Below are 18,799 nucleotides of genomic sequence, written 5' to 3'. Positions count from 1 at the left end.
GGAATGTGAAAAAGATGAGTTTTTTTAAGAAATTAAAAGAAAAAATTACAAAATCCACAGATACGGTGACAGAAAAATTTAAGGAAGGTCTATCAAAAACAAGGAATAGTTTTACTGAGAAAGTGAATGACCTTATTGCTAGATATCGCAAAGTGGACGAAGAGTTTTTTGAAGAATTAGAAGAAGTGTTAATCCAAGCAGATGTTGGCTTTGAAACAGTAATGCAATTAATTGATGAGCTTAAAATGGAGGTAAAGCGCCGAAATATTCAGGACCCAGTGGAAGTTCAAAGTGTTATTTCTGAAAAGCTAGTGGACATTTATAATGCGGGGGAAGAAGTATCCTCTAAATTAAATATACAACAGGATGGGTTGACGGTTATCCTCTTTGTCGGTGTAAACGGAGTTGGTAAAACAACTACTATTGGGAAATTGGCCCATAAGTTTAAATCGGAAGGAAAGAAAGTATTATTAGCAGCTGGTGATACATTCCGGGCAGGAGCCATTGAGCAGCTGGAAGTTTGGGGGAACCGCGTCGGAGTGGAGACTATTAAACAAACGGAAGGATCCGATCCGGCAGCCGTTATGTACGATGCGATCCAGGCCGCTAAATCCCGAAAAGTTGATATTTTATTATGTGACACTGCAGGTAGGTTACAAAATAAAGTTAACTTAATGAAAGAACTTGAAAAGGTAAAGCGAGTAATTGAACGGGAAGTTCCTGGTGCTCCACATGAAGTATTGTTAGTATTAGATGCTACAACTGGGCAAAATGCCCTTGTTCAGGCGAAAACTTTCAAAGAAGCAACGAATGTTAGTGGTATTGTTCTTTCAAAATTAGATGGAACTGCGAAAGGAGGAATTGTTTTAGCAATTCGTAACGAATTAAAGATCCCTGTTAAATTCGTCGGTCTTGGTGAGAAAATGGATGACCTTCAAGAATTTGATGCGGAGAAATATGTATACGGCTTATTTGCTGACCAAGTAGAAAAGACTGAAACAGAATAACGAGTGTAAAGTTTTTTTCTTGACAGTATAAGTGGGACTGTGTAAACTACATTGTAAAGGCTTTTCACTTAACAAGTAGGGAGGGTTCCTTGGCATGCTTGAAAAGACAACAAGAATGAATTATTTATACGATTTTTATCATTCCTTGTTAACCCCAAAGCAGCAAAACTATATGTCTCTCTATTATTTGGATGATTACTCGCTTGGGGAAATTGCCGAAGAGTATGATGTTAGCCGTCAAGCCGTTTATGATAATATTAAACGGACAGAGGCAATGCTTGAGGAATATGAGGCAAAACTACTACTTTTTCAAAAATTCCAAGAACGCTCCATACTTATTCGTCAATTGAAAGAGTTACTAAATGAGGAAAACCCTTCAAAGCAGGCACTCCAAGATGTGGTTGCTGAGCTTGAGAAATTAAACTAGGAGGCGGCATAAATGGCATTTGAAGGATTAGCCGACCGACTGCAGAATACGATCCAGAAAATCCGTGGAAAAGGAAAAGTATCGGAATCAGATGTAAAAGAAATGATGCGTGAAGTGCGCCTGGCTCTCCTTGAGGCTGACGTTAACTTCAAGGTCGTAAAGGATTTTGTAAAAAAAGTTAGTGAACGTGCCGTAGGTCAGGAAGTATTAAAAAGCCTGACGCCCGGGCAACAAATCATAAAAATTGTTAATGAAGAATTAACAGAGCTGATGGGGGGAGAGCAAAGTAAAATTGCGGTTTCTAACCGACCTCCAACCGTCATTATGATGGTCGGCCTTCAAGGGGCAGGTAAAACAACAACTACTGGGAAATTGGCTAACTTGCTTCGAAAGAAGTATAATAGGAAACCATTGCTTGTTGCTGCAGATATTTACCGCCCGGCCGCTATTAAGCAGCTTGAGACTCTAGGAAAACAATTAAATATGCCCGTTTTCTCACTTGGAGACCAGGTAAGTCCTGTAGAAATTGCAAGGCAGGCAATTGCTAAAGCGAAAGAAGATCATCATGATTACGTGCTGATTGATACTGCAGGGCGACTTCATGTCGATGAAGCTTTAATGAATGAATTAAAAGACATTAAAGAATTGACAAAGCCAGATGAAATTTTCTTAGTTGTTGATGCAATGACTGGTCAAGATGCTGTGAATGTGGCACAAAGTTTTAATGAACAGCTGGATATTACCGGAGTTATTCTAACTAAACTTGATGGTGATACAAGAGGCGGGGCCGCATTATCCATTCGTGCTGTAACCCAGACACCAATTAAATTTGTTGGTATGGGAGAGAAAATGGATGCTTTAGAGCCTTTCTATCCAGAACGCATGGCATCAAGAATTTTGGGTATGGGTGATGTGCTCACATTAATTGAAAAGGCCCAAGCGAATATTGATGAGGAGAAAGCGAAAGAGCTGGAACAAAAGATGAGAACAGCATCATTTACGCTTGACGACTTTCTTGAACAGCTTGGCCAAGTTCGCAAACTCGGCCCACTCGATGAATTATTAAAAATGATGCCAGGGGCTAATAAGATTAAAGGTTTAAATAATCTTCAAATTGATGAAAAGCAGATTGCTCACGTAGAAGCTATTATTCGTTCGATGACAAAGGAAGAAAAACTACATCCGGAAATCATGAATTCCAGCCGCAAGCGCCGTATTGCAAAAGGAAGCGGACGTACGGTAGCAGAAGTGAATCGTCTTTTAAAGCAGTTTGAAGATATGAAGAAGATGATGAAGCAGATGACTGGTATGCAGCAAAAAGCTAAGAAAAAAGGCGGATTTAAATTCCCATTTAAACCGTTTTAATTTGTAATAAATGGAAATACTACTATGTAAAGAAAAAACACTTTACAAATAAAAAAACAATTGGTATTATACTATCTTGTGTGAAACTATTCGGAGGTGCTTTTTTAAATGGCAGTTAAAATTCGTTTAAAACGTATGGGAGCAAAGAAATCTCCTTTCTATCGTATTGTAGTAGCAGATTCTCGTTCACCACGTGATGGACGTTTCATTGAAACAGTTGGAACTTACAATCCAGTGGCAGAACCTGCTCAAGTTCAAATCAACGAAGAATTAGCTCTTAAATGGTTACAAAACGGTGCAAAACCATCTGATACTGTTCGTAACCTGTTCTCAAAACAAGGCATTATGGAAAAATTCCACAATGCAAAATTAAACAAATAATCGAAGGTTCCTATGAAAGAACTGATCGAAACAATTGTTAAGCCCCTTGTTGATTTTCCTGATGATGTCCTTGTTCAAACAAAAGAGGACGATTCAAAAATAACGTATCATCTGTCTGTCAATAAAGCAGATATAGGAAAGGTAATCGGCAAGCAAGGGCGTGTTGCAAAGGCCATTAGGACTGTTGTATATGCAGCAGGATCATCACAACAAAAGAAAATTTTCTTAGAAATTGGTGAATAGCTTTTTGCATCTAAAGAAAGGGAGGGTAAACAAACCTCCCTTTTTTGGTATTCAAAGCTTCATGCTTGAAGGAGGCATTAATTATGCAAATAATCCAAACTGTTGTGGTGAAACAAATCCTAACAGAAAAAAGTAAACAACAGCTATTTGAAAAATACAATTCTAAAAAGCTGCAGTTACAAAAAGAGTGTGATCAGTTACAGTTCGAATTAAAGCGTTTGGAAAAAACGAAAAATTTTTCACAGGTTTCCCTCAAAAATCAATTTGAAAAAGAAATTCAATTTCGTAAGGAAAAAATCAAGCTTCTTGAGTTTCAAATCGAACAACTACATATCCTACCTTTAGGAAGTGAATTAAAAGAGCGGGAAGTTCAAGCTCTTGTTGAGATTAATGTAGGTGATACATGGGACTTAAGCTTGGGACAACCCACGATCATCATTAAAGACGGCATAGTAGAAGAAATACGTTAGAGGGTGAGAATTAGTATGGCAAAATGGTTTAATGTCGGTAAAATTGTCAATACACATGGCATAAAGGGAGAAGTAAGAGTAATTTCGAGAACTGACTTTCCCGAAGAGCGTTACAAAGTGGGGAATAAATTATATTTGTTTTTACCAAATGAAGCTCAGCCTAAAGAATTAACCGTCAAAAGCCATCGTACTCATAAAAATTTTGATCTGATTGTTTTCGAGGGTTACGAAAACATTAACTTAGTGGAGAAATTCCGCGATGGGATTTTAAAGGTTCCTGAATCCCAGTTGAAGGATCTCGAAGAAGATGAATTTTATTTTCATGAAATAATCGGCTGTCTCGTTAAAACGACTCAGGGTGAAGTAATTGGAAAAATAACAGAAATTCTTACACCAGGTGCGAACGATGTGTGGGTGGTAAAAGGGGAGAATGGAAAAGAAATATTAATCCCATATATCCACGATGTAGTGAAGGAAGTCGATGTACAAGAAAAAATGGTTCTAATTGAGCCGATGGAAGGGCTTCTATCATGATGCAGATTGATATTCTTACACTATTTCCTGAAATGTTTACTGGTGTACTAGGAACTTCGATATTAAACAAGGCAGCCGAGAAATCAGCCGTTCAGTACAATGTAGTCAATTTTAGAGATTTTGCAGATAATAAGCATGCAACTGTGGATGATTATCCTTATGGGGGCGGAGCAGGGATGGTTTTAAAGCCGCAGCCAATTTTTGATGCGGTTGCCTTTCTTAAAAAAAAGGCAGAAAGTAAAAAGCCAAGGGTGATCCTTCTTTGTCCTCAAGGAGAAAGGTATGATCAGCGAAAAGCAGAAGAATTAGCCAAAGAGGAGCATCTTATTTTTATTTGTGGACATTATGAGGGATATGATGAGCGTATTCGTGAAAATATCATTACCGATGAAATCTCAATTGGCGATTACGTTTTGACTGGCGGTGAATTAGGAGCTATGGTGGTAATAGACAGTGTTGTGCGTCTATTGCCAGAGGTTTTAGGTAATCAAGAATCACACTTGAAGGATTCATTTAGCACAGGGCTTTTAGAGCATCCTCATTATACTAGACCTGCCGATTTTCGAGGTTTAAAGGTTCCTGAAGTTCTTTTATCTGGAAATCATAAATTAATAGAGGAATGGCGCAACAAAGAGGCATTAAGACGGACATTTTTAAGAAGACCGGATTTATTAGAAAAAATCGATCTTACTCCGGAGCAACAAAAATGGCTTGCTGAAATAAAAAAAGAATATGAGTAGTATTGCAGACTATAAACAATTATGCTATTATATTTCTTGTGACTTAAGCCGATGTACGTTGGTTTCAGTCTTAAAACGATGTTCCGCTGCATTGAAGTTTATTGGTATGTAAGAGCATCTGTTGGAAGGAGTTGAAAACGATGCATAAATTAATCGAAGATATCACAAAAGAACAACTTCGTACTGACCTTCCTGAGTTCCGTCCTGGTGACACTGTACGTGTACACGTAAAGGTTATCGAGGGTACTCGCGAGCGTATTCAGCTATTTGAAGGTGTAGTAATTAAGCGTCGTGGTGGTGGAATCAGCGAAACTTTTACAGTTCGTAAAGTTTCTTACGGGGTAGGCGTTGAGCGTACATTCCCATTACACACACCAAAAATTGCGAAGCTAGAAGTAGTTCGTCGCGGTAAAGTTCGCCGTGCTAAGCTTTACTACTTACGTAACCTTCGCGGTAAGAAAGCTCGTATTAAAGAAATCCGATAATAACAAAAAAAGAGCTTGCATTGCAAGCTCTTTTTTCATACATACATAAATGATAACCAAATTTATTGCTAAAACTTAAATAATGTATTAAAGTTTTATTAAAAAATTTTTCCCCTCGTGTTAAATGTAGTTAAGTTTTTGTAAAATAGTCTTTATAATAAGATTTTTAAGGCGAGAATGGTGGGGACTGAGATGGCAAAAAAGAAAAATGAATTATGGGAATGGACAAAAGCACTATTAATCGCTGTGGTACTGGCAGCCGTTATTAGGTATTTTCTATTTGCGCCAATTGTAGTGGACGGCTTATCGATGATGCCGACATTGAAAGATCAAGACCGAATGATTGTGAATAAGCTGAGCTATAAAATAGGTGAACCGAAGCGTTTTGATATTGTTGTTTTCCATGCACCAGAGCAAAAGGATTATATAAAAAGAGTAATTGGTTTGCCGGGTGACACGATTGAGTATAAAAATGATACTTTATATGTAAATGGAAAACCCTATGAAGAACCGTATTTAGATGAATATAAAAAACAGGTAGAGGACGGTCCGCTGACAGAACCTTTTACATTAGAAGAAAAAATTGGCCGGAAAACAGTACCGGAAGGTGAATTATTTGTAATGGGGGATAATCGGCGATTTAGTAAGGACTCTAGACATATTGGAACGATACCGATGAGTAAAGTGATCGGGAAGACAAGCATTATTTACTGGCCGATTCATGATGCCCGAATTATTTCTAATAAATAACACTACTTCAACTTCTGACTAGAACACTAAAGTTTTAAAGGGAGGTTCCTCCTATGACGATACAATGGTTCCCGGGGCATATGGCCAAAGCTCGTAGGGAAGTCACAGAAAAATTAAAATTAGTGGATATTATTTTTGAACTGGTCGATGCCAGAATTCCATATTCATCGAGAAATCCAATGATCGATGAAATCATTCAACATAAACCAAGATTAGTTTTATTGAACAAGGCGGATATGGCAGATCCAGAAGTTACCAAAGAATGGATTGCTTATTTTTCGGAAAAAGGAATTAAAGCTCAGGCGATTAACTCTCAAGCTGGACAAGGAATGAGAGAAATCACTCAGGCTTCTCAAGAAATCCTGAAGGAAAAATTTGATCGTTTAAGAGCTAAAGGAGTAAAACCAAGGGCTATTCGAGCGATGATTGTTGGAATACCAAATGCAGGAAAATCGACACTTATTAATCGTTTAGCCAAAAAAAATATCGCTAAAACTGGTAATACACCTGGTGTTACAAAAGCACAACAGTGGATTAAAGTCGGAAAAGAGATGGAGCTACTAGACACACCAGGTATTTTATGGCCGAAGTTTGAGGATCAAGAGGTCGGTATGAAATTAGCGATCACAGGTGCCATAAAGGATACAATATTAAATCTGCAAGATGTGACAGTATATGCTTTAAGATTTTTAGAGCGAGTTTATCCAGAGCGATTAAAGGAACGATACAAATTTTCTGAAATCCCTGAGGATATTGTAGAAATGTTCGACCATATAGGAAAACTAAGAGGCTGTTTAATGGGCGGAGGTATGGTTGATTATGATAAAGTAGCGGAACTGGTTATTAGGGAAATCCGTTCCGAAAAGTTTGGCCCCCTTTCTTTTGAAAGACCGAGGGACATTCAGTCAGGGAATGTAGATGAAGAATAGTAAAGCTCTCCACTACGGGGAGCTTTATTTTAGTAGAATTTCATCAGGGGGGTAAGATTGTGAGCAATCTTTCAATAGCAGAAATCGAAACAAAAATTCGTACAATAATAGACGATCATGATCCTTTTATTCTCGAACTAGAAAAGGATGAGCGAAAAGGCGTACAAACACTTCTTGCAAAATGGAAAAAAAAGCGGGACAAAGAGAGAGTTCTTAAAGCAAAGTTTTTTGAAATGACTGAATTTGAACGAAAATACCGTGAACAAGGATTTAAATATATTGCAGGGGTGGATGAGGTCGGAAGGGGACCCATTGCCGGTCCTGTTGTGGCTGCGGCGGTCATTTTACCGGATGACTTTTTCTTACCAGGTATTGATGACTCCAAAAAACTTTCCGAAAAAAAACGCTTGGAATTTGATGCAATCATTAGAAAAGAGGCAATTGCTGTTAGTATTTCGATGGTTCATGCACAAGAGATAGATGAAATCAATATTTATGAGGCAGCTAAGAAAGCAATGTTATCATCCATTGCTTCATTAAAGCAAAAACCGGATGTATTGCTGATTGATGCTATGAAGCTTGAAACCCCTTATATTTCTGAATCTATTATAAAAGGGGATGCTAGAAGTATTTCTATTGCAGCTGCTTCCATCATTGCTAAAACAGCTAGAGATCAACTGATGAAAGAATATGGAGCAACAATGCCAAACTATGGTTTTGAAAAACACATGGGTTACGGAACAAAGGAACACCTTCAAGCATTAAAACAGTATGGAATCACGCCTATTCATCGGAAAAGTTTTGCACCTGTAAAGGACTTGGTACAAACATCAGTTTTAAAATAGGTTCATTACATAAAGTGAATTGTAAAAACAGGCAAATTGCCTGTTTTTTGTATCGAAATAAGAATCTAGATTAAGTGCTTTAGCAATTAGATTCTATTGCTTTCCTTCCAGCCAAAATCTACTCTATGGCCTATAGCTTTTGTATTACCGATAACGTGATTGGAACGATCATAGGTAAACTTTTGTTAGAGACCATACATTGAAAGCCATGGCGTATGCGATTTTTAAAAATATTTTAATAAAATTTTTACTTTAAATTCATTAGTAGGAAAGGGTTCATTTTCTACGGTTAGTTGAAAATAATGAATATGAAGATAATTTTTGTTTTAATGGTGGACAAGGTATGCCTCATTATATAAAATGAAAACGGAGTCAATTTTTTGAAGAGTAAGATTTAGGAGGATGGGAAATGAATATCCATGAGTATCAGGGGAAAGAAATCCTCAGAAAATATGGGGTTACTGTTCCAAATGGCAAAGTAGCATTCACGGTTGAAGAGGCGGTTGAAGCTGCTAAAGAACTTGGTACACAAGTATGTGTAGTAAAAGCACAAATTCATGCAGGTGGTAGAGGAAAAGCCGGTGGTGTTAAGGTTGCAAAAAACCTTGATGAAGTACGTACATATGCTAGCGAAATTCTGGGGAAAACGTTGGTTACACACCAAACAGGCCCTGAAGGAAAGGAAGTTAAGCGCCTCCTAATCGAAGAAGGCTGTGATATTAAGAAAGAATACTATATTGGTTTAGTATTAGATCGTGCTACTTCTCGCGTTGTATTAATGGGCTCCGAAGAAGGCGGTACAGAAATTGAAGAGGTTGCCGCAAAGACGCCTGAAAAAATATTCAAAGAAGAAATTGATCCAGTACTTGGTTTAATGCCATATCAAGCACGTCGTTTGGCATTTAATATCAATATTCCAAAAGAACTTGTGAATCAAGCAGTGAAATTCATGATGGGCTTATATAACGCCTACATCGATAAGGATTGTTCCATCGCTGAAATTAACCCATTAGTGGTTACTGGTGATGGTAAGGTAATGGCACTGGATGCGAAATTAAATTTTGATTCCAATGCTCTCTACCGTCAAAAGGATGTTTTGGAATATCGTGATTTAGACGAGGAAGATCCAAAAGAGATTGAAGCTTCAAAATACGATTTAAGCTATATTGCTTTAGATGGCAATATCGGTTGCATGGTTAATGGTGCAGGTCTCGCAATGGCAACAATGGATATTGTTAAGCATTATGGCGGAGAGCCAGCTAACTTCCTAGATGTCGGCGGCGGTGCAACAGCTGAAAAGGTAACTGAAGCATTTAAAATTATCCTTTCTGATCCAAATGTTAAAGGTATTTTTGTTAATATTTTCGGCGGAATCATGAAGTGTGACGTAATTGCAGAAGGTGTTGTAACAGCAGCGAAGCAAGTTGGATTAAATATTCCTCTAGTGGTTCGCTTAGAGGGAACAAATGTTGATTTAGGTAAGAAAATCCTTGCTGAGTCAGGTTTAAATATTATTGCTGCTGAATCAATGGCTGATGGCGCACAAAAAATCGTCGAGCTAGTTAAATAGGATCATAGGATCATATGAAAGGGGAATTATCGTGAGCGTTTTTATTAATAAAGATACAAAGGTTATTGTTCAAGGTATTACAGGCGGTACAGCTCGTTTTCATACTAAGCAAATGCTGGAATATGGAACAAAAATCGTCGGCGGTACTTCACCTGGAAAAGGTGGAATGGAAGTAGAAGGTGTTCCTGTCTTTAATACGGTGAAAGAGGCTGTCGAAGCAACAGGTGCTAATGCATCCGTTATATATGTTCCTGCTCCATTTGCAGCTGATTCCATTATTGAGGCAGTAGATGCGGAGTTAGATCTTGTTATTTGTATTACAGAGCATATACCAGTATTAGATATGGTGAAAGTAAAACGCTATATGGAAGGCAAGAAGACTCGTCTTGTAGGTCCTAACTGCCCAGGTGTTATTACTCCAGATGAATGTAAAATTGGTATTATGCCTGGTTATATTCATACAAAAGGTCATGTTGGCGTGGTTTCCCGCTCTGGAACCCTAACCTATGAAGCAGTACATCAATTATCACAAGCAGGTATCGGCCAATCTACAGCTGTTGGTATTGGTGGCGACCCTGTTAACGGTACAAACTTTATTGATGTATTAAAAGCCTTTAACGAAGACCCTGAAACCTATGCGGTTATTATGATCGGGGAAATCGGTGGTACAGCTGAAGAGGAAGCAGCTCAATGGATTAAAGCTAACATGACAAAACCTGTTGTCGGCTTTATTGGCGGACGTACAGCACCTCCAGGAAAACGTATGGGGCACGCAGGTGCGATTATTTCCGGAGGAAAGGGAACTGCAGATGAAAAAATCCGCGTCATGAACGAATGCGGAATTAAAGTTGCAGAAACTCCGTCTGTTATGGGAGAAACCTTAATTAATGTTCTTAAAGAACATGGTTTATACGAAAAGTGTAAAACACATTAATACGTTCTGCACATCAAGTCTCTTACGGATAGTCCCTCATAAGATGAGGGGCTATTTTGCTTATTACTAAATACAGGAGGAATTATATTTAATGGATGATTTTAGAGAAAAATTTATAACATTACTGCATTATCCTAATATGACATGGAACAATGTTTATAAAATCCTAAAAGAGGACCCAAAACTTGAAGGTTTCTATCGTGAATATATTCATAAGAATCATCAGGAATCATTATTTTCCCCCACACAAAAACTTTCCATTCCACCTTCTTATACAACCTTCTATCCCGAAATCATTTATGATCAAATCCGCCAGTACAAAACAAATGATATAACTGTCATTACCATCTTCGATAAACAATACCCTCCATATTTGAAAGAAATTTATCTGCCACCATGGGCACTATTTGCCAAAGGAGATCTTTCCATTTTGGAACAGGAACCTAAGCTGGCTGTCGTCGGATCGCGTCAGGCTACACAATATGGTAAAAATGCTATTCGTATGATCTTTCCGGAGTTAATTGAAAAGGGGGTTGTCATTGTAAGTGGTTTGGCAAAAGGAATTGACGCATTTGCTCATGAATGTGCGATGAACTATGGAGGAAGGACGATTGCGGTTATTGCTGGAGGATTCTATCATATTTACCCAAAGGATAATATGAATCTTGCATTAAACATGATGAAAACGCAATTAGTTCTTTCTGAATATCCGCCAGATACAAAACCACAAAGGTGGCAATTTCCGGCTAGAAATCGTATAATAAGCGGACTATCACGTGGCACACTAATCATTGAAGCTAAACGGAAAAGCGGATCATTGATCACGGCTAATTACGCAGTGAATGAAGGAAGAGAAGTCTTTTCACTTCCAGGAAGTATTTTTAATCCCTATTCCACCGGTGCAAATGAGTTAATTCAACAAGGTGCGAAATTAATTACAAAAGCTTCAGATATTTTAGAGGAATTAATTTAATGATTACTTTTTATAAAAAATAGAACTTTTGCAGGTTTTTTTGAATAAATGAAGAAAAAAATAGCATAAAAGCTTGAAATTAATTCTAATATGTATTACATTTTCCATCAGATGTTTGAAAAAGGGAAATGGAAATTGAGTAATTAATAATGTTATTAATATATCGAAAATTTGGGGTATGGGAGTTTTGTAAAGTATTATATGAACCAAAGTTGTCATAACTAGTATTTGGAAAACTTCTTAAATAGTAGGCAACTTAGAAACAGGCTTTTGCCGGATTCGAGTCGCTCTCACAGTTTCCCTCTAAGGAGGATTTAAGGAATGTCAGATTTTCTTGTAATCGTAGAATCGCCAGCAAAAGCGAAGACGATTGAAAGATATTTAGGAAGAAAATATAAAGTGAAAGCTTCAATGGGACATGTTATAGACTTACCTCGTAGCCAAACGGGAGTAGATGTTGAAAATGGATTTCAGCCAAAATACATTACGATTCGTGGTAAGGGACCAATTTTAAAAGAGTTAAAAACGGCTGCAAAAAAAGCGAAGAAAGTATTTCTGGCAGCCGACCCTGACCGCGAGGGAGAAGCTATTGCTTGGCATTTGGCACAAAGTTTGGGTGTTGATACAAATTCTGATTGCCGCGTTGTTTTTAATGAAATCACGAAGGATGCAATTAAAGAATCCTTTAAACACCCACGTCCAATTAATATGGATTTAGTAGATGCACAGCAAGCCAGAAGAATATTAGATCGACTTGTAGGCTATAACATAAGTCCAATCCTTTGGAAAAAGGTGAAAAAAGGATTAAGTGCAGGCAGGGTACAATCTGTTGCCGTTCGATTAATCATTGATCGGGAAAATGAAATTAAAGCGTTTACCCCGGAAGAATATTGGACAATCGAGGCAGACTTTATTAAGGGAAAAGAGTCATTTAAAGCTGTTTTTCATACGTTAGCGGGAAAAGAGAAAACGGAGCTGAAGACAGAACAAGATGTTCAAAAAGTATTACAAGAGATAAATGATAATAAGTTTAAGGTTATTTCTGTTACGAAAAAAGAACGGAAAAGAAATCCTGCTCCACCATTTACTACGTCTTCTTTACAGCAGGAGGCAGCCAGAAAATTAAATTTCCGTGCTAAAAAAACAATGATGCTTGCCCAACAATTATATGAAGGGATAGAACTCGGAAAGGAAGGGACAGTTGGTCTCATTACTTACATGAGAACAGATTCAACTAGAATTTCCGAAGTTGCGCAAAACGAAGCGGCAGATTACATTCGTTCAGTATTTGGAGAAAATTATTTAAAAACGGAACAAAGGAAAGAGAAAAAGCAGACTAATGCACAAGATGCTCATGAAGCCATTCGTCCAACTAGGGCATTTAGAGATCCTAATAGTTTAAAGGAATTTTTATCACGAGACCAATTAAGGTTATATAAATTAATTTGGGAACGGTTCCTAGCCAGCCAAATGGCTCAAGCGGTAATGGACACTATGAGCGTAGATTTACAAAATGGAAGTGCCATCTTCCGTGCAACAGGATCAAAGATCAAATTTCATGGCTTTATGAAGTTATATGTGGAAGGAACAGATGATCAAGTTGAGGAAGTAGGCAAAATGCTTCCTGAACTTAATGAAGGTGACGAAGTTTTCAAGAAGGATATTGAGCCTAAGCAGCATTTTACACAGCCGCCTCCAAGATATACAGAAGCAAGGTTGGTAAAAACCCTTGAAGAGCTTGGCATCGGTCGTCCATCCACCTACGCTCCTACTTTGGATACGATTCAAAAGCGTGGATATGTTAGCCTTGAAAATAAACGCTTTGTTCCAACAGAGCTCGGGGAAATCGTCCATGAATTAATGTTGGAGTTCTTCCCGGAAATCGTTGATGTAGAATTTACCGCTAAAATGGAAGAAGGGCTGGATCATATTGAAGAAGGCCAGATCCGATGGGTGGAATTAGTTGATGAGTTTTACAAAGAATTTAAAGTACACTTAGAAAAAGCCGAGAAAGAAATGCAGGAAGTAGAAATTAAAGATGAACCTGCAGGGGAAGATTGTGAAATCTGTGGCAGTCCGATGGTGTTTAAAATGGGCCGGTATGGAAAATTTATGGCCTGCAGTAATTTCCCTGATTGCCGTAATACTAAACCAATTGTCAAAGATATCGGTGTAACTTGTCCTAATTGTAAAGAAGGGACCATTGTTGAAAGGAAAAGTAAGAAAAAAAGAGTATTTTACGGTTGCAGTCGCTTTCCTGAGTGTGAATTTTTATCTTGGGATAAGCCGTTGCCAAGATCATGTCCAAAATGTGACGGTCTTCTTGTAGAAAAGAAATTAAAGAAGGGCGTCCAAGTTCAGTGTGTTGCTTGTGATTATAAAGAAGAACCACAAAGTTAGGGAGTGGGCATTGCCTACTCTTTTTATTTCGTTAATGTATAAAACTTTTTTCTTTTTCAAACGTATAGTACAATGCAAGATGGACTTCATTGAGGGAAAGTTATATGTAAAAATATTTATCATTTGATGTTGGAAGTAATTCAGGAGGTTCAATATGACTGAACGAACAATAACAGTTGTTGGTGCCGGTTTGGCAGGTAGTGAAGCAGCTTGGCAAATAGCTAAACGGGGATTAAAAGTCCATCTATATGAAATGAGACCAGTTAAGCAAACTCCCGCTCATCACACAGATAAATTTGCTGAGTTAGTATGCAGTAATTCCTTACGGGCAAACACATTGACAAATGCAGTTGGTGTGTTAAAAGAGGAAATGAGAAAACTTGATTCAGTAATCATTCATGCAGCGGATTCCTGCTCAGTTCCAGCAGGTGGAGCTCTAGCTGTCGATCGACATGAGTTTGCGGCCAAGGTAACAGATATGGTTAAAAACCATGAAAATGTTACCGTATTTCATGAGGAAATAACTGAAATTCCAGAAGGCCCCACTATTATCGCGACAGGTCCATTAACAAGCCCTGGGCTATCAGCAAAGCTGAAAGAGTTAACGGGTGAAGAGTATTTATATTTTTATGATGCAGCCGCCCCAATTATTGAAAAAGATAGTATTAATATGGACAAGGTTTATTTAAAATCCCGCTATGATAAAGGCGAAGCGGCATATTTAAACTGTCCTATGACGGAAGAGGAATTTAACCGATTTTATGACGCCCTCTTAGCAGCGGAAACGGTCCCTATAAAAGAATTTGAAAAAGAAATCTTCTTTGAGGGATGTATGCCGATTGAAGTCATGGCTGCCAGAGGAAAAAAGACCATGCTTTTTGGTCCTTTGAAACCGGTTGGTTTAGAAGACCCTAAAACGGGAAAACGACCATTTGCAGTTGTGCAGCTGCGTCAGGATGATGCCGCAGGAACGCTTTATAATATTGTTGGGTTCCAAACACACTTGAAATGGGGTTCACAAAAAGAAGTAATTCGTCTAATACCTGGTCTGGAAAATGCGGAAATCGTCCGTTATGGAGTGATGCATCGAAACACCTTTATTAATTCTCCTAAGGTATTAGAGCCTACTTATCAATTCAAGAAGCGTACAGACTTATTTTTCGCGGGGCAAATGACTGGGGTCGAAGGTTATGTTGAGTCAGCTGCAAGCGGATTAATTGCGGGTATTAATGCCTCAAGACTTGTTCAAGGGTTGGAGCCGCTTATATTCCCTGCTGAAACAGCAATTGGAAGTATGGCACGGTATATAACGAGCGCTAATCCTGACAATTTTCAACCAATGAACGCAAACTTCGGGCTGTTTCCTGAACTACCTGTAAAAATAAAAGGGAAACAGGAAAGAAATTTACAACATGCCAATCGAGCATTGGAAACAATTCAGAACTTTGTGAAGGTTTTGTAAAATTTATTGCAAGGGCTACTGAATTATGATAAGATTTAGTAGCCCTTGCGAATGTTATAATGGAAAATGTTAAGTTTTTTTAAAATCTCTTAAATAAGTATTTACAAACAGGATTTATTTGATCAAAATACAATTTGGTGTGCATGAATACTGTTTGTTCATACTTGAACAAATCATGAATGTCTTCAAAATGTTTAGGGACTAACAACTGAGGACATAAATGGTAATAATTATCATATTATTTTGAACGACTGTTTTTTTACATATTCTACTGCATCGTGAAGGAGAAAACTCCAACATTGAAGGAGGATAATCTGATGGAACAATTTCATGCAACAACGATTTTTGCGATCCACCATAATGGGGAATGCGCCATGTCCGGTGATGGTCAAGTTACTTTTGGAAATGCAGTTGTGATGAAACACACTGCAAAAAAAGTAAGAAAGATATTTAATGGGAAGGTATTGGCTGGTTTTGCAGGATCTGTTGCTGATGCTTTTACCCTTTTTGAATTATTTGAAGGGAAACTTGAGGAATTTAACGGAAATCTTCAAAGAGCAGCGGTAGAGCTAGCAAAAGAATGGCGAAGCGATAAAGTTCTTAGAAAATTAGAAGCTATGCTTATAGTGATGAATCGTGAACACTTGCTGTTAGTGTCAGGTACCGGTGAAGTCATTGAGCCTGACGATGGAATTCTTGCGATTGGATCCGGAGGGAATTACGCCTTGGCAGCGGGACGTTCACTTAAGAAATATGCTGGGGAACATTTATCGGCCAAAGAAATTGCAAAGGCATCATTAGAAATAGCAGCAGAGATTTGTGTTTATACCAATCACAATATTATTGTGGAAGAACTTTAAGGGGAAAGGAGATTGTAAGAATAATGAGCAGAACGACCAATTTAACTCCCCGTCAAATTGTTGAAAAGCTTGATCAATATATTATTGGACAAAAGGATGCAAAAAAAGCAGTTGCTGTTGCCCTCAGGAACCGTTATAGAAGAGGCTTGTTAAATGAAAAATTAAGGGATGAAATTAACCCGAAAAATATCTTGATGATTGGTCCGACAGGGGTAGGTAAAACAGAAATTGCGAGAAGGATTGCAAAACTCGTTGGTGCTCCTTTCGTTAAAGTGGAAGCGACAAAATTTACAGAGGTAGGATATGTTGGCCGGGATGTAGAATCGATGGTTCGAGACCTGGCAGAGACAGCGGTTCGCTTAGTAAAAGAAGAGCGTATGCAAAGTGTCAAAGAACGGGCAGAAGAAAATGCGAACAATAGGTTGGTAGAACTTTTAGTACCATCAGCAAAAAAATCAGCAAATTATAAAAACCCTCTGGAAATGTTGTTTGGTGGTGGAAATTCTTCTGCAGAACAGGATACCCAACAAGAGGATTACACCATCCAAGAAAAAAGAAAGATTGTAAAAGAAAAGCTGGCTTTAGGTCAATTAGAAGATGAAATCGTAACTGTGGAAGTAGAAGAACAAACTCCTTCCATGTTTGATTTGCTTCAAGGTTCAGGTATTGAACAAATGGGAATGAATATGCAGGACGCTCTTAGCAGCTTAATGCCTAAAAAGCGGAAAAAAAGAAAACTTACAGTACGGGATGCAAGAAAAGTGTTGACAAATGAAGAAGCAGCCAAGCTAATTGATATGGATGAAGTAACTTCAGAAGCGATTTACCGTGCTGAACAAACTGGAATTATTTTTATTGATGAAATTGATAAAATAGCAAGCCGTAATTCCGGCGGATCTTCCGCAGATGTTTCAAGGGAAGGTGTCCAGAGAGATATTTTACCTGTAGTTGAGGGTTCGACTGTTGTAACAAAGTATGGCCCTATTAAGACAGACCATGTGTTATTTATTGCTGCCGGGGCATTCCATATGGCAAAACCGTCAGATTTAATTCCAGAATTGCAAGGGCGCTTCCCAATCAGAGTTGAGCTTTCAAAGCTTACAGTTGAGGACTTCTTCAGGATACTAATTGAACCGGATAATGCATTAATTAAGCAATATCAAGCATTATTGGAAACAGAAGGTATACAAATTGAATTTTCTGACGATGCTATTCGTAGAATAGCTGAAGTAGCATATGAGGTGAATCAAAATACGGACAATATCGGTGCTAGACGGCTTCATACCATTCTAGAGAAGCTTTTAGAGGATCTATCTTTTGAAGCACCAGATATTACTTTAGAAAAAATTACGATCACACCTCAATATGTTGATGAGAAACTTGGGGCAATTTCTAAAAATAAAGACTTAAGTCAATATATTTTATAGAAATTTATACATTGTACCTATCATGTTGCAATATATCAAATGAAACAAAAATTTAATAATGGTTGTAGTTAATTAGGAGGAAGAAAAAATGGACTTACTTTCAAAAACTAGAAGAATTAATGCTTTACTTCAAAAATCAGCAGGAAAGCCAGTAAACTTTAGGGAAATGGCTGATACTTTAAGTGAGATCATTGAGTCTAATATTTATATTGTCAGCCGCCGTGGAAAACTATTAGGATTCTCTATTTATCAGCAGATTGAAAATGAAAGAATGAAAAAAATGTTTGAGGAACGTCGTTTCCCTGAAGAATATACAAAAAGTTTATTCAATATTACCGAAACCTCTTCAAATCTTGATATTGAAAGTCAATATACGGCTTTCCCTGTTGAGAACAGAGATTTATTCCGTGAAGGACTTACAACAATTGTCCCAATTATCGGAGGCGGTGAGCGTTTAGGTACACTTATTCTTGCTCGTCTGCATGAGAAATTCCATGATGATGACCTTCTTCTTGCTGAATATGGGGCAACGGTTGTTGGTATGGAAATTTTACGTGAAAAATCTGAAGAAATTGAAGAAGAAGCTAGAAGCAAAGCGGTTGTACAAATGGCAATCAGCTCTTTATCATACAGTGAGCTTGAGGCGATTGAACACATTTTTGAGGAACTTAATGGTAATGAAGGTCTATTAGTAGCTTCAAAGATCGCTGACCGTGTAGGAATTACTCGTTCAGTTATTGTCAATGCATTAAGAAAGCTTGAAAGTGCAGGAGTAATTGAGTCTCGTTCACTAGGTATGAAAGGAACTTATATTAAAGTTCTAAATGATAAGTTCCTAGTTGAGTTAGAAAAGCTTAAATCTCACTAAGAAAAATAAGATTCCCAGTGTAGACTGGGAATTTTTTTGTGCTAATCCTTGATTGTTTATATTGTCTATGCTATATTATTTCATGGTGTTATTACACACGCTTGTTGATTTAAGTAGATGGTGCTGTTT

General features: G+C 37.8%; 20 protein-coding genes. All 20 read left to right on the top strand.

Annotated elements, in window-relative coordinates; translation table 11 throughout:
- The first annotated feature begins 14 nt into the window (after positions 1–14).
- The gene (ftsY, locus tag GZA11_RS03100; protein ID WP_038541065.1) at positions 15–1,007 is read left to right on the top strand and encodes a signal recognition particle-docking protein FtsY; all 993 of its coding nucleotides are present in this window, start codon (positions 15–17) and stop codon (positions 1,005–1,007) included.
- 94 nt (positions 1,008–1,101) lie between these two features.
- Positions 1,102–1,434, top strand: coding sequence for a putative DNA-binding protein (locus tag GZA11_RS03095; protein WP_038541068.1), 333 nt, complete (start codon positions 1,102–1,104; stop codon positions 1,432–1,434).
- Positions 1,435–1,446: 12 nt separating this feature from the next.
- On the top strand, positions 1,447–2,799 hold the full coding sequence (gene ffh / locus GZA11_RS03090; RefSeq protein ID WP_163182836.1) for a signal recognition particle protein: 1,353 nt from the start codon (positions 1,447–1,449) through the stop codon (positions 2,797–2,799).
- A gap of 108 nt (positions 2,800–2,907) precedes the next feature.
- The gene (gene rpsP, locus GZA11_RS03085) at positions 2,908–3,180 is read left to right on the top strand and encodes a 30S ribosomal protein S16 (RefSeq protein ID WP_038541074.1); all 273 of its coding nucleotides are present in this window, start codon (positions 2,908–2,910) and stop codon (positions 3,178–3,180) included.
- A 12-nt stretch (positions 3,181–3,192) separates the two neighbouring features.
- Positions 3,193–3,423 carry a KH domain-containing protein gene (locus GZA11_RS03080; protein WP_038541077.1) on the top strand — a complete coding sequence of 77 codons (231 nt, stop codon included), beginning with the start codon at positions 3,193–3,195 and terminating at the stop codon, positions 3,421–3,423.
- Positions 3,424–3,506: 83 nt separating this feature from the next.
- Positions 3,507–3,893 (top strand): YlqD family protein, encoded by a 387-nt coding sequence (locus GZA11_RS03075; RefSeq protein ID WP_038541080.1) that lies wholly within the window; start codon positions 3,507–3,509, stop codon positions 3,891–3,893.
- A 15-nt stretch (positions 3,894–3,908) separates the two neighbouring features.
- Complete coding sequence (gene rimM, locus GZA11_RS03070; RefSeq protein ID WP_163182834.1) at positions 3,909–4,427, top strand: ribosome maturation factor RimM; 519 nt, start codon at positions 3,909–3,911, stop codon at positions 4,425–4,427.
- Positions 4,424–5,167, top strand: coding sequence for a tRNA (guanosine(37)-N1)-methyltransferase TrmD (trmD, locus tag GZA11_RS03065; RefSeq protein WP_163182832.1), 744 nt, complete (start codon positions 4,424–4,426; stop codon positions 5,165–5,167). The genes rimM and trmD overlap by 4 nt, the downstream gene beginning before the upstream one ends.
- Positions 5,168–5,307: 140 nt before the next feature.
- Complete coding sequence (gene rplS / locus GZA11_RS03060; protein WP_038541088.1) at positions 5,308–5,652, top strand: 50S ribosomal protein L19; 345 nt, start codon at positions 5,308–5,310, stop codon at positions 5,650–5,652.
- A gap of 192 nt (positions 5,653–5,844) precedes the next feature.
- Positions 5,845–6,402, top strand: coding sequence for a signal peptidase I (lepB, locus tag GZA11_RS03055; protein WP_038541090.1), 558 nt, complete (start codon positions 5,845–5,847; stop codon positions 6,400–6,402).
- 53 nt (positions 6,403–6,455) lie between these two features.
- On the top strand, positions 6,456–7,331 hold the full coding sequence (ylqF, locus tag GZA11_RS03050) for a ribosome biogenesis GTPase YlqF (RefSeq protein ID WP_038541092.1): 876 nt from the start codon (positions 6,456–6,458) through the stop codon (positions 7,329–7,331).
- Between the two features lie 59 nt (positions 7,332–7,390).
- Positions 7,391–8,176 carry a ribonuclease HII gene (locus GZA11_RS03045; protein ID WP_163182830.1) on the top strand — a complete coding sequence of 262 codons (786 nt, stop codon included), beginning with the start codon at positions 7,391–7,393 and terminating at the stop codon, positions 8,174–8,176.
- A gap of 409 nt (positions 8,177–8,585) precedes the next feature.
- On the top strand, positions 8,586–9,746 hold the full coding sequence (gene sucC / locus GZA11_RS03040; RefSeq protein WP_038541097.1) for an ADP-forming succinate--CoA ligase subunit beta: 1,161 nt from the start codon (positions 8,586–8,588) through the stop codon (positions 9,744–9,746).
- A gap of 31 nt (positions 9,747–9,777) precedes the next feature.
- On the top strand, positions 9,778–10,680 hold the full coding sequence (gene sucD / locus GZA11_RS03035; protein WP_038541100.1) for a succinate--CoA ligase subunit alpha: 903 nt from the start codon (positions 9,778–9,780) through the stop codon (positions 10,678–10,680).
- 91 nt (positions 10,681–10,771) lie between these two features.
- The gene (dprA, locus tag GZA11_RS03030) at positions 10,772–11,653 is read left to right on the top strand and encodes a DNA-processing protein DprA (protein ID WP_163182828.1); all 882 of its coding nucleotides are present in this window, start codon (positions 10,772–10,774) and stop codon (positions 11,651–11,653) included.
- A gap of 321 nt (positions 11,654–11,974) precedes the next feature.
- Positions 11,975–14,053 (top strand): type I DNA topoisomerase, encoded by a 2,079-nt coding sequence (gene topA / locus GZA11_RS03025; RefSeq protein WP_038541104.1) that lies wholly within the window; start codon positions 11,975–11,977, stop codon positions 14,051–14,053.
- Between the two features lie 154 nt (positions 14,054–14,207).
- On the top strand, positions 14,208–15,515 hold the full coding sequence (gene trmFO / locus GZA11_RS03020) for an FADH(2)-oxidizing methylenetetrahydrofolate--tRNA-(uracil(54)-C(5))-methyltransferase TrmFO (RefSeq protein WP_038541107.1): 1,308 nt from the start codon (positions 14,208–14,210) through the stop codon (positions 15,513–15,515).
- Between the two features lie 317 nt (positions 15,516–15,832).
- Positions 15,833–16,375 carry an ATP-dependent protease subunit HslV gene (gene hslV, locus GZA11_RS03015; protein ID WP_038541110.1) on the top strand — a complete coding sequence of 181 codons (543 nt, stop codon included), beginning with the start codon at positions 15,833–15,835 and terminating at the stop codon, positions 16,373–16,375.
- A 23-nt stretch (positions 16,376–16,398) separates the two neighbouring features.
- Entirely contained in the window at positions 16,399–17,802 is a 1,404-nt protein-coding gene (gene hslU / locus GZA11_RS03010; RefSeq protein WP_038541113.1) for an HslU--HslV peptidase ATPase subunit, read from the top strand.
- Positions 17,803–17,890: 88 nt separating this feature from the next.
- Positions 17,891–18,670 (top strand): GTP-sensing pleiotropic transcriptional regulator CodY, encoded by a 780-nt coding sequence (gene codY, locus GZA11_RS03005; RefSeq protein WP_038541116.1) that lies wholly within the window; start codon positions 17,891–17,893, stop codon positions 18,668–18,670.
- The last annotated feature ends 129 nt before the right edge of the window (positions 18,671–18,799 follow it).

It is taken from the genome of Neobacillus sedimentimangrovi (assembly GCF_010614825.1).
GTDB lineage: Bacteria > Bacillota > Bacilli > Bacillales > Cytobacillaceae > Neobacillus > Neobacillus thermocopriae.
Note: the sequence above shows the minus strand (reverse complement) of the source record. Positions and strands in the feature narration are given on the sequence as shown.